This is a genomic window from Flintibacter sp., assembly GCF_046973065.1.
Map to the genome: position 1 here is coordinate 37,674 of NZ_JBKVXZ010000022.1, position 11,274 is coordinate 48,947.

The 11,274-nt window shown below is 49.7% G+C and carries 11 protein-coding genes; 2 read left to right on the plus strand and 9 right to left on the minus strand.

Annotated features, from left to right (window positions below):
• The first annotated feature begins 203 nt into the window (after positions 1-203).
• Positions 204-1,352 carry a DUF4317 domain-containing protein gene (locus tag ACLTXB_RS09570; RefSeq protein WP_428226813.1) on the plus strand — a complete coding sequence of 383 codons (1,149 nt, stop codon included), beginning with the start codon at positions 204-206 and terminating at the stop codon, positions 1,350-1,352.
• A gap of 121 nt (positions 1,353-1,473) precedes the next feature.
• Here the strand turns inward: ACLTXB_RS09570 and ACLTXB_RS09575 are convergent, their stop codons facing one another.
• The 7 genes from ACLTXB_RS09575 to tnpA form a co-directional block, all read right to left on the minus strand.
• On the minus strand, positions 1,474-1,746 hold the full coding sequence (locus tag ACLTXB_RS09575) for a hypothetical protein (RefSeq protein ID WP_428226814.1): 273 nt from the start codon (positions 1,744-1,746) through the stop codon (positions 1,474-1,476).
• A 202-nt stretch (positions 1,747-1,948) separates the two neighbouring features.
• On the minus strand, positions 1,949-2,809 hold the full coding sequence (locus tag ACLTXB_RS09580) for a DUF4367 domain-containing protein (RefSeq protein WP_428226815.1): 861 nt from the start codon (positions 2,807-2,809) through the stop codon (positions 1,949-1,951).
• Between the two features lie 56 nt (positions 2,810-2,865).
• Positions 2,866-3,354 (minus strand): RNA polymerase sigma factor, encoded by a 489-nt coding sequence (locus ACLTXB_RS09585; RefSeq protein ID WP_428226816.1) that lies wholly within the window; start codon positions 3,352-3,354, stop codon positions 2,866-2,868.
• 158 nt (positions 3,355-3,512) lie between these two features.
• Positions 3,513-3,755 carry a helix-turn-helix domain-containing protein gene (locus ACLTXB_RS09590; RefSeq protein WP_428226817.1) on the minus strand — a complete coding sequence of 81 codons (243 nt, stop codon included), beginning with the start codon at positions 3,753-3,755 and terminating at the stop codon, positions 3,513-3,515.
• A 311-nt stretch (positions 3,756-4,066) separates the two neighbouring features.
• Entirely contained in the window at positions 4,067-5,605 is a 1,539-nt protein-coding gene (tnpC, locus tag ACLTXB_RS09595; protein ID WP_428226818.1) for an IS66 family transposase, read from the minus strand.
• 96 nt (positions 5,606-5,701) lie between these two features.
• Positions 5,702-6,058, minus strand: coding sequence for an IS66 family insertion sequence element accessory protein TnpB (tnpB, locus tag ACLTXB_RS09600; RefSeq protein ID WP_130850017.1), 357 nt, complete (start codon positions 6,056-6,058; stop codon positions 5,702-5,704).
• Positions 6,052-6,393, minus strand: a complete 342-nt coding sequence (gene tnpA / locus ACLTXB_RS09605) for an IS66 family insertion sequence element accessory protein TnpA (RefSeq protein ID WP_410859895.1) — start codon at positions 6,391-6,393, stop codon at positions 6,052-6,054. The genes tnpB and tnpA overlap by 7 nt, the downstream gene beginning before the upstream one ends.
• Positions 6,394-6,673: 280 nt before the next feature.
• Here tnpA and ACLTXB_RS09610 point away from each other — a divergent pair, with 280 nt between their 5' ends.
• Complete coding sequence (locus ACLTXB_RS09610) at positions 6,674-7,864, plus strand: IS256 family transposase (protein WP_428226819.1); 1,191 nt, start codon at positions 6,674-6,676, stop codon at positions 7,862-7,864.
• 300 nt (positions 7,865-8,164) lie between these two features.
• On the opposite strand, the gene ACLTXB_RS09615 is transcribed toward ACLTXB_RS09610, so the two are convergent.
• Both ACLTXB_RS09615 and ACLTXB_RS09620 read right to left on the minus strand, forming a co-directional pair.
• Complete coding sequence (locus ACLTXB_RS09615) at positions 8,165-9,907, minus strand: ankyrin repeat domain-containing protein (protein WP_428226820.1); 1,743 nt, start codon at positions 9,905-9,907, stop codon at positions 8,165-8,167.
• A 75-nt stretch (positions 9,908-9,982) separates the two neighbouring features.
• A partial coding sequence (locus ACLTXB_RS09620; RefSeq protein WP_428226821.1) for a DUF4474 domain-containing protein occupies positions 9,983-11,274 on the minus strand: 1,292 nt, incomplete at its 5' end.

Genomic DNA, 11,274 nt, shown 5'->3' on the forward strand with positions numbered 1-11,274 from the left:
AGCACTGTATGCCGTACTGTTTCATACATATATGGTGCCGCAGGCGGCACTTGGCAATAGTGCTCATACACTTGAATGTAAACAGATTGATTTTGTCTGGATTTTTCGATACAATAAAACGGCGTATTTAAGTGCCGTTGAGGAGTGGTCCCCAGCGGGATGTGCTGCCAGTCATACCGAAAAAGAAGCGAGGAAATAAGACCATGAATTTGAAAGAAGTAAGTGAGCTGCGCCGCCGCTGGCGGCCGGAGAAGAGTGCAGTCAGTCGGATCTACGGCTGCTTTGTCAACAGCAGCAAGGAGATCATCTGCGATCTGGACGAGCCCCTGGGCCGGATGCCCCAGGAGGAGGCGGAGAAGTATCTGGCGTTGCTGAAAAAGGTGCTGTCCGGCACACTCGGGAAAAATCTCATCGACATTGTATTTTCGACCCAGCAGGTGATGGATGGCGAAGAGCACCGTTTGCTCACCGCCATGCGCTCCTCCGAGTTGAAGGATGGCAGCATCCGGCAGGCCTTCTATCAGAAGGTCATCTCCAGTCTGGACCTTGGCGAAAGCAAGTACCTGATCCTGCTGGCCTGCGATGCCTATGATGTGCCTCACCGGGGCAAGGATGATGCGCTCCAGTCGGATGCCTCTGAAACGGTGTTCAACTATCTGCTCTGCGCTGTCTGTCCAATCAAGGAGGGCAAGGTGGAGCTTGGCTATTTCCCCGGGGACAATGAGTTCCACTGCGCGGCGTCCCAGACGGTGGCGGCCCCGGAGCTTGGCTTTTTATTCCCGGCCTTTGATGACCGGGCGGCCAATATCTACAATGCCCTGTTCTACTCCAGAAAGCCCGGCGAACTGCATCAGGAGTTCATCGACGCTGTATTCCACATCGATCCGCCCATGTCCGCCGCCGAGCAGAAGGAGACCTTCCAGACAGCATTGTCTGAGGCTCTGGGCGATGCCTGCAGCATGGATGTGATCCAGGCTGTCCACGAGCAGCTGGCGGCAAAGATCGAGGAGCATAAGCAGAGCAAGGATCCCGATCCTCTGACCGTAAGCGTCGATGGGATCGGCGCGATCCTGCGGGACTGCGGTATCAATGACGAGCAGATCTCCGCATTCGGGAGCCTTTGCAGCGAGCGGTTTGGCGAGGGGGCTGTCCTCAATCCGGTCAACCTCATCGATGCCGGCCGGGTGGAGATCAAGACCGCGCAGGCATCCGTGTCTGTGGATCCTGAGTACAGCTATCTGGTGGAGACAAAGCTGGTAGACGGGAAAAAGTACATCATGCTCCCCGCTGAAGATGGGATCGAGTTCAACGGCTTTGCAGTGGGGCTCTCCGTTGCGGACTCAGAGGAGTAAACATCAAAAAGAAAAACGGCAACCGGACGTTTTCAACGCCCGGCTGCCGTTCTTTTGTTTCTGGTAGTGTGTAATCATTACTGGTATCATATGCTTCAAATTACACCCGACTGTATCTGGGTTATTTGCAGGTCACAGCATACGATGTGATATAGCCGGTATCGTGGCCAGTGCTGTTGCCCGCGTACACCGTCAATGTGACACGGTAAAGAACACCGGGCGTCCCCTGAAAGTAGGTGGTACCCATAAAGTCCCGGGAATCATAGTCATAGAACTCCGGATGCTCTGCCGCATACAGAGAATCATAATACTTCCATGTCCCATTTTCTTTATAGTCAATTTCTACTTCTCGGACTCCGATTTTATCCATGACGCCTTTGCCATCCACATTCATAATAACGGCAATCTCACCATCTCCACGAGCTTCGATTGCAACACTATATCCATCTAAATACGCACTGGATCGGTTGTTTAGCAGTTCATTTATCTGAGGTGGGGAGTCCGGAGGTACCTCCACAGCTATTGCACTCGTGCTTAAACTAAAGACTACTAAAACTGCAATCACAGATGCCAAATGCTTTCTCATATGGGCCTCCTCATTTGATTGAATTGATGATTTCTTTCATTTCCTCAATCGATATTTGCCCACTGATTATATATGAGTTAGAACCAACTTGCCATCCGACTTTGTTCCATTCAAAGTCAGATACAATATAGTAATCAGTCCCATTGCATACATATAGTTCTCCACCTTTTTCTCGTTCCTCCAATGCCACAGCATCTTTGGCGGCAAACTCATTGACTCGCATGACCAGTTCTCCGCGATTTGACTCAAAGACCGCTGTACATTTCGTCATGCCGTCTATTTGCCGTGCAGTCACATCGACCAGAGAATAGTCCTTTGGAACCCAGGTAGGCAGTCTGTCTGCGTTCATACTGTTGGCAGTCAGGGCCTCTTTCAGGGAACGGTACTCACTCTGGGTATCCTCGGGCAGTTCCATGATACCGGAAGGATTGAAGCACGTCTGGATCACACCCTCAGCCCATGTGATAACAGACTGCACCGGATTAAAGCCCAACGCATTTGCCGTGACCATAAAGCAGACCACCATTGTAAGGCCGGCCAGGGCCAACCGCAGTGTATGCAGCGGGGAACGGCGGCGATGTCTCCGCTTTTCTTCGTGCGGAGTTTCTTCAACTGCGAAAATCAAGGGATGTGCTTCCTGCAGCTCATTCCACTGCTGCTCCGGGTCATAGTCCTCCATGACCGGAGCCCGCTCCTGCAAGATGGACAGATACTGTTCGATCTTATCTGTGTCCAGGTCCTCGGCTGTCCCGGAGCGCAATGCCTCCTCAATTTCCTGAAGAAGTTCTGTATTGGATTTCTTGTGGGCAAGATCCTGTTCGTTGAGGAATGTTCCGGTATCTGATTTACCGGAACGGGGTTTATAGCGCATTTTTTTACCTCCCACTTGTTTATCTCATGAGCCAAGTGTTTTGTGACATCAACATTTTATTTTGGCGCCAGTCCATCCAGTTCCATCAATTCACGGCATTTTCGGACTGCTCTGGATAGCCGCTGGCGGCAGGCTACCTCAGAAATGCCAAGGGCCTCGGCAATCTCCGGGATCGAGCGTTCTTCTTCAATCCTGGCTAAGAGCAGTTTCTTCTCCTGCTCGTTTAGGCCATCTGGAAGATGGTACTCCAGAGAGAGTTCTATCTCACATGTCTCCGTCTGCCAATCGCTCAAGGGCACCTCCGCTCTGTGATAGCTCTTGCGGCTTTCGCGAAATGTCAGATTGTCCAGAGTTTTATATAACCACGCAACAGGTTTGCTGTGGGCGCACACCACATCCGCCTTGCAGCACGCAGTCAGGAATGTCTCCTGTATCAGGTCCTCTGCCAACTGCCAATCTCCAATCCGGCGATAGGTCAGTTGTACCATGAGGGTAGAATGCTGCACCATCAAAGAATGGATGATCTTATTTTGGAAACGATCCATATGTCCTCTCTCTTACTCCTCTGCAAAAAATCCAGCCACTTAACGACATGCTAAGCAGCTGGAACACTTGACCAAACTTCTCTCTATTCCTCTTATGCTGCTGGAAGGGCAGTTCTTCGCGGCCAAGAGCCCCGAGAGCCCGTCATTCCATCAGTTGCTCAGTTGACCGCCGGTTCCAATTTTTCAAACAGGGGATCATCAAAAAACTCTCTCACGCTGATCTCTAATCCATCACATATCTTCTGGATTGAAACTACGCCGGGATTCTGACTTTTGGCACTGAGCATACTGTAAATTGTAGAAGGTGGGATGCCACAGCGATTGGCCAGAGCATTGATCGCCATATTCCGCTCTGAACAAAGCGTCTGTATCCGTCGTGCTACTGCGTCCTTTGCATTCATCGCGTCCCGCCCCTCTACAGATATTCGCACATATAGTTTAATAGTTTGTGCGATATATCGTGTGGGATATATCCAAAATCATGCAGGGGACGGTGGGAATGTAAAGAAAATGTTCACTTGACTATGGTATCGGGGCAATAGAATCTTGTTGAAATAACTTCCGCAAGCGGGGCTCAGATAGTTCACAGGACTTCTACCATTTTGTCGGTAAGCGTCAAATAGAAATTTAGAAAGTAACCGTCAAATCTCCCTGCGCATAAAAAGGCCGCCATCTCAGTGCCTGTGCATTGAGATGGCGGCCTGCAGTTCTATTATGATTTAGGACTTCTGCATTCCTGGGGCGCGTTCACCGGGAGGAAAGATTCGGCCCAGGCTTCATCCGTTCGGCTCATGTCAGGCGCGTTGTGCAGGAGCCAAACCAGATAGCGGTAGGGATCCAAGTCATTCTCCTTTGCGGTCTCAATCAGGCTGTAGATCACAGCGCTGGACTGAGCGCCGGCCGGGGTGTTGGAAAAGAGCCAGTTCTTCCGGCCTATGACAAAGGGCTTTATGCTGCGCTCGGCACGGTTGTTGGAGAGCTCCAGCCTGCCGTCCTCCAGATAGCGCACCAGGTAGGGCCACTGCTCCCGCAGATAGTGCAGTGCCTTACCCAAGGCGGACTTGGGCGCCGTCTTGGCGCTGGTCTCATTTGCCCATGCCAACAGAGCGTCCAGAACCGGTTTCTCCAGTTCCAGCCGCTTGGTATAGCGCTCTTCCGGCGTCAGTTCCACGAGAGCCTGCTCCAACTGAAACAGCCTGGTGCAGTAACACTCGCCGGTGGCCGCCAGAGATTCCTGCCGTTTCTCTTTGGGCAGCGTTTGCAGCGCCTCGTCAAATTTTCGCCTGGCATGAGCCCAGCAGCCCACCACCCGGATGTTCTCCGGCAGCTTGTGGTAGCCCTGGTAGCCGTCCGCGTGCAGCCAGCCGGAAAAGTCCTTGAGGAAGGTCGCCGCGTGCTCCGCCTTCCGGCTGGGCTGGTACTCATACAGGACAATGGGATACTCGGCGCAGCCGCTGGTCCGGTAGACCCACATATAGGACTTGCTCGTAGAGGTCCTGCCCGGCTCCTTCAGCACCTGCAGCGTGGTCTCGTCTCCATGCGGCACGGTTTCCTTGCACAGCTGCCGGTGCAGCACGTCATACACCGGCCGCAGCCAGGTGTCCGAGGCCTGCAGGATCCAGTTGGCCATCGTCTGCCGGGACAGCTTCAGCCCCTGCCGCTGAAACTCCTGCTCCAGGCGGTACAGCGGTGAGTACATGACAAACTTCTGCGTCATGATATGGGCTACCGCCTCTGGTGAGGCGAAGCTGCCTGGGCAGAGCGTCGGCTGTTTGGGTGTTTTCCGGAGATTGCCTTCGCCTGTTTCCGCCTCGCACTGCTTGCAGGCGTAGGTGTAGTACACATCCTCCCGGATCCAGAACCGGGCCGGCTCCATCTTCAGGCTCCGGCGCACCTCTTTCCCAATCTCCTCCATCACGGCACCGCAGGTATCACAGGTGCGCTCTTCTTCGCAAAGGCGGTGCTCCACCACTTCCGTGGGGGTTCCCTCCGGCACGATATCCAGTACATTGCCGCTGTGCCGCTTGCGGGCATGGGCCTTCACCGCCACCTGTTCCGCTGTGGCATTTTTCGTCCCATAGGCATAGGCCTCCGCCTCGTTTGCCATGAGGGACAGCTGGTCCATCAGGCCCTCCTGGAGCCGCTCTGAGGATGCGCCAAACTGCCGCTTCCTGGCAAGACCAAGCTGCTCCAGAAGCCATTGGTTCTGGAGCTTCAATTCTTCATATTCCGCCCGTGAGATGGTCACCATTTCCGGGGTGCTTGCGGCAGTGTTCTTCTTGTTTTCCATGAGAAAATGATACCATAAAACAGGTTAAAAAGCCAGAATTTTCAATGCTTTCCGGTATCAGATCACGCTCAGGCCGCTCACTGCTTTGTTTGCCTTGGGCTGCTCTGTCTTCAGTCCCTCCATCAGCCAGCGGTACTGTTGAGGCGTCAGGGCCTGCACTTCCTTCGTACTCCGGGGCCATTGGAAACTGCCGCTCTCCAGACGCTTATACAGCAGCAGAAAGCCGTCTCCTTCCCAGTAAAGCGCCTTGAGCCGGTCCCGCCGCCGCCCGCAGAAGAGAAACAGCGCCCGCTGAAACGGGTCCATCTGGAACTGGCTCTTTACCAGGTTTGCCAGCCCGTCAATGCCGCGTCGCAGATCTGTGTATCCGCAGGCGATGTACACCGGACAGCTGCAACTAAAATCGTTCAGCATGACTTTGCTGCCCGGAGGATCGCCAGCAGTGTGGCCTCATCCGCTCCCCCATAGACCTGGATCCGCACACCGCTTACCTCCATAGCGGCTACGATATGCCCGGAGAGCTGGGAACGCTCCATGATTGGCGCCTCTGCAAAGGTTACCTCCCGGACTTCTTTCAGGGCCTGGAACACCTTCCTCTGCCAGGAGAAATAGGTGGATACCGCGATTCCATTCTCCTGGCACCATTGGCCTACCGACAGCCCACTGCTCCGGCAGGCCTCCACACGCCGGCTCCATTCCACCAACCGCTGTTGTTGATTGGCTCTCTGTAAACTTGCTGCCTTCTCCATGTCTGCACCTCACTATCTTGGAGTCTGGGACACTCTCTGGTACTACTTGGTACTACCATGCACTTCCTCAGACTCTTATAGTTTGGCAGAGGCATTTTACCCTGACAAGCCGCCGACTGTTTTTACGCTTACCTACTTGGTACTACCATGCACTTCCTCAGACTCTTAGATAAGGTACAATAATTTTCGCAAATTGAAAAGCAAACAAAAGAAGACATGGTTTGCAGCCCTCTGGTAGAATGAAGTCGCGACACACCATTCTGAAAGGAGACGGCAAACCATGTCCGAGAAGATTGTACAGCTGAACGAAGAAGTAATCAAGGGGCAGCTCAAGGAACTTGTACGCGGCAGCGTAGAGGAAACACTCAACGAGCTTCTGGAAGCCGAGGCGGAGAAGCTGACCCAAGCGGCCCGGTACGAGCGTAACGAGCAGCGCCAGGGCTACCGCAGCGGCCACTACAGCCGCAACCTCACTACGACTTCCGGAGACGTTACTCTCAAGGTGCCAAAACTCAAGGGGATCTCCTTCGAGACTGCTATTATTGAGCGGTATCGCCGCCGGGAGAGCAGTGTGGAGGAAGCCCTCATTGAGATGTATCTGGCCGGCGTATCTGTCCGGCGTGTGGAGGATATTACTGAGGCCCTCTGGGGCAGCAAGGTTTCTCCCTCCACCATCAGTGAGTTGAACAAGAAAGCATATGTCCACATTGAGGATTGGCGGAACCGTCCTTTGCAAGGTGGGCGATATCCGTATGTCTATGTGGATGGGATCTACCTACGCCGCAACTGGGGCGGAGAGTTTGAGAATGTGGCCATTCTGGTGGCGATTGCGGTCAATGAGGATGGTTATCGTGAGGTCCTGGGTGCCGCTGAGGGGATGAAAGAGGACAAGTCCAGCTGGGTCAATTTCTTCCAGTGGCTGCGTGGCCGTGGCCTGGACGGCGTAAAACTCATCGTTGGCGACAAGTGTCTTGGTATGCTGGAAGCCGTGGGAGAGGTGTATCCTGAGGCCAAATACCAGCGGTGTACTGTCCACTTCTACCGTAATGTGTTCTCCGTTACGCCTCGCTCAAAGGTGAAGCTGGTGGCCAAGATGCTCAAGGCGATCCACGCCCAGGAGAGCAAGAAAGCCGCCCGTGAAAAGGCCAAAGCTGTGGTAGAAGAACTGCGTGCTATGAAACTGAAGGAAGCCGCCAAGAAGGTGGAGGATGGCATTGAGGAAACGCTTACCTATTGCGATTTTCCCAGCGAACACTGGACTCGCATCCGTACCAATAACGTCATTGAACGGCTCAACCGGGAGATCCGCCGCCGCACTCGTGTAGTGGGCAGTTTCCCAGACGGCAACTCCGCCCTCATGCTGGTCTGCGCCCGGCTGCGCCATGTGGCCGGCACCCAGTGGGGCAACAAGAAGTACATGAACATGAAGCACCTGGAGGCTGCCCTTGAGGACGCCTCCATTGCTGGCTGACTTCTCTCATGCCAGGGCCTGCAAACCATTTTGCGAAAATTCCTTGACACTACCGACTCTTATAGTTTGGCAGAGGCATTTTACCCTGACAAGCCGCCGACTGTTTTTACGCTTACTAGAGAACCGTAGCCACCCCAGCCCGGGGTGGCTACGGTTTTTGTATGGTAGATTCGGTATTTAGGAGTATACAAATCTTTAAACAAGAGTAAATAGACTCCACTATATTAGAAGAGATTAACTAAGTGTATGACATTGATAATTAGGACGGAAAGGAACAAAATATGAGGAGTGACTAGGTAACTAAGCATTCTCTAATATTTCAACATTGTGCGAAGTGAGTGCAATGTCTAAAGGTGTATTACCATCACTGTCCACTACATCTGTTTGTGCACCTGAATCGATTAAGGTTTGCAAAACATTACTACTCAGACTTTGTGCTGCTTCGTGAATAGGATAGGAGAAACTCTCCACGAATCCTTCTGCTGTATTCCCGGAGTAATCAAGCTTTTTATTCACATCTGCGCCAGCAGCAATAAGTAAGTTAATAGCCTCTAGATTTCCTCGTTTTATTCCTTCCACTAATGGATTATAAGATGGATTACCCCCATTGGGATCAATGCCCATATTCAGTAAATGCTGTAATGCCTTATTGTTGCCTTTCATAACTGCTGAATACAAGTAAGTGTTATTTTCCGCGAGATTTAAACTTTTGACTTGCGTAAGCAAAAGAAAAACATCGTAATTTCCATGACAGATCGCAGTCTCAAATATGGACATTTGGCCTTCGCTGTGGTAATTTATGTCACATCCAATCTCGTTGATTAGGTAGGACAAAATCGTTTGCTGATCTGATAAAACGGCTGCTTGTAATGCGTGATAAAACGCATCAGGTGAGTACTGCTCTCCATACTCGCAAAGAATACGAACAACATCAAGATTTTTACTTTTTACTGCACTAACTAATAACGTATCTAATTCAGTGTAATCAAACGGAGTAATAACTCCAGATTTATCAGATAGAGTAAGAAAATACTGTGTTAATTTGGCCTGTCCAAACTGAACTGCCAATCGAAGCGCCTCTATACTGGATACAAGCTTTTCTTGTAAATATATAGAAACATCATAGTTCCCATAAGAGATTGCAGAAATCAGATGATCAGTTAAAAGAGCACAGTTGGTAGTTTCCAGTGCCTTTAAAACATCAATGTTGTTTAAAGCAGAAATTAAAATACTAGCTGTATATGGAATCTCCTCTGCGAAATTTAGTTTGCTTGATTGAAGATAAGAAATTGCAGAAGAACAATCGCCTTTTACAGTTGCGAGACATAAGGCTATATCTTCCTTCTCTGCAAGTTCACCTATACCAGATTGGATAAAGTTCGATAGAAGCATTTCTGCAACTTGAAGCTTCCGAAAGATGGAATCCGGATCTTGAGAATCATGGTAAGTTGTTAAAGAACGTATTAGAGTATCTGTATCGTAAACAGCATCATGCGAAAGTAGTCGCTCTACTTTGTGTGTATCGTTACACATAATTGCATAATCGAGTGCAGATAATCCGTTATCATCGGTCATATCAACATTCGCACCTGCATCTAAGAGAAGATCAAATAAAGGATCTATCCCTGCTCCGGAGATAGGAAAAGCTCCGCAGCTGTACATTAGAAGATTAGTTTTATCCATCAATATAAAATTTGGATCAGCACCATTTCCTAATAGATATTCTGCGATATCTACTCCAGTATGGTTACAAAAGATGTCCTCACCCATATGCTCTTCAGAGTAATAATAAAGCGCATTGTCTTTTGATGGATGGGCCAAAAGCGTATTAGCATTTGCCTTTTGTTCGATTGCTTCTTTGACCGCTTCAAGGTTCGGATTTCCGCTAAGTGAATCGTAGAGCAATCTATCTGCTTCATTTGCATTTGAACTAAAGCTAGAAAAATCTATCATACTGTTGACTCCTTGAAATCCACAGGCCGATAATTGAAATAACAATAAAAAGCTAATTAAACACCCTACAATTCGAATTCGTTTGAACATTTCCGCTATCCTCCACCAGTCCACTAAGAGCAGGGGAACTGCCAAAGATAGCAGTTCCCCTGCTTGCTCAAAGAGCTACCTCCAAGTAATAGAAACTTTGGAACCAATTCGAGAACTAGACATATTAAGTGCCGAGGTTACCTTACCTCTATAGCTAATACCCTCGCCCTTTTTTCCAGCTCGTACATTATCAACGAAACCCTTGGCAATCTCCTCATACCCGAAATCAATATCAGCGATTACCGTTAGGTTATTGGGGTTTGTCATTGTAGCATAGGGATCAAAGCCATCTAGCCACCAATGCTTTTGGGTAGGTCGGGTAAAGAGTAGTTTGTTATTCGCATACAGACTTAAACTAATTGTTGGCCAGTAGTTTGCTGGTGCAACAGGGAAATGTCTTGTATTGCACATAAGTTTGGGGAACCAATCCAACACATGCTTGGAATGATATCGCTCTTGATGTTCTGCAACAGGCTCACCGTACATTCCAATTTCTGTTCCAACGCCCATCTGGAAATAGTTTCCCTTCCATCCTTCGATTCGCCATGAATATTTGGGGTTCTTGGTGTCGAAAATGGAAATGAAGCTACGAAAACTAACATCACCTTCACTTGCTACAGCGAAGACATCATTATAAAAATCGTTGTATCCACCCATTCGCTGAACAGCATCTATTCTTGCATACCAGATACCTTGTACTGGATCCCAAGCAAACAGAGTTCCAGGTGCGGTATTGAATGCATTTCCAAACCACTCAATGACTTCCATTCTGTCATTCCAATTTGGAAGGCCAGTTATAGTTGAAACTGTAGGCATTTGAACCGCGTTACCCTTTATGTATCGTCTACCATCAGAACTATATTTATCTAAGCCGAGTGCATCCCAAGTTGTATCGCCTACCACGCCTCTGTATGCGCCTACATTTCCGCCTGGCATAATTGCATCCTTGAACATGTTAACTGCTTTGAGTGTTGCAGAATCAAAGACTCCGTTTACTGTGAGCTTTTTCGTAATAGTTATATCATATGCATCGTCAAAATCTGTTTTTCCATCGTCAGCAATAGGAAGTTGCAAATAGGGCATAAACTTATTGAGGGCTTCCTGTAATTTCATAACATCACTCTGAGGGTTAGTCCGGCCATAGCTAAGCCTATCACCGGTTTTGAACAATCCCAACAAATCAATATAGATGATAGGATTATTGGAAACATATGCATATCCAACAAACAAAGTTGGAGCCTCAGTATAAAATGTTAGGTCATACTGGCTCGGATCAAGGATGGGATCCATGGCGGTGAAATAACGGTTCTCTGCGTCATAGAACCGTGCCTTGGCATAGTACTGGTTCAGCACCGCATCGAAGTCGT